The organism is Aminobacter sp. P4_D5 (assembly GCF_056401815.1).
Genome location: NZ_JBFUIP010000700.1, coordinates 1 through 718, shown reverse-complemented (window position 1 = coordinate 718; position 718 = coordinate 1). Strand labels below are relative to the sequence as shown.

The 718-nt window shown below is 67.9% G+C and carries 1 protein-coding gene and 1 pseudogene; both read left to right on the top strand.

All coding sequences use genetic code 11. The features are described 5' to 3' along the window. On the top strand, positions 1-248 hold a 248-nt coding region (locus AC1DWF_RS34420), incomplete at its 5' end, for a hypothetical protein (protein WP_476842965.1). Positions 249-356: 108 nt separating this feature from the next. Next, positions 357-718: pseudogene (locus AC1DWF_RS34415) on the top strand (NADP-dependent malic enzyme); the annotation flags it as partial.

Below are 718 nucleotides of genomic sequence, written 5' to 3'. Positions count from 1 at the left end.
TCTTCGACTGGGTCATGCCGATGCTCTTCGATTTCCAGCAGACGGAGGAGGGCGGGCTGCTTCGCTTCCCTGGCGCCGGTTGCCTGCCTTCGGTCGAACGGCTCGCCATACCCCGCAATGTCCTGGGCATCCAGCAGGACGAGGAAGGAAGTGGCCTGCTGATCGCGATCAGCTCCGGCACGCGGCTCCGCGTCTATCGCATGGACGGGAACCGGGTCGTGATCGACGTGCTGGACGCGGACGAATAGCTCCGCGTCCTCCGCATTCCCTGCGCTTCGGACAGAATCGCGGCGCGGCCCCAGGTTGCCCCCCCGCCGCCCAGCGCGCATTTTCGCGGTCCTGGAGGGCATGTGACTATGGATGACGATTTCCGCCGCGCCGCGCTCGACKACCACCGCCAGCCGCGGCCCGGGAAGCTCACCATCGAGCCCACCAAGCGCATGGCCTCCCAGCGCGACCTGGCGCTGGCCTATTCCCCCGGTGTCGCCGCCGCCTGCGAGGAGATCGCGGCCGACCCCGACAAGGCCTGGGACTACACGACCCGCGGCAACATGGTCGCCGTCATCACCAACGGCACGGCGGTGCTGGGCCTCGGCAATATCGGCCCGCTGGCCTCCAAGCCGGTGATGGAGGGCAAGGCCGTCCTCTTCAAGCGCTTCGCCGGCATCGATTCCATCGACATCGAGGTCGATGCCCTGGACCCCGACCGCTTCGTCGA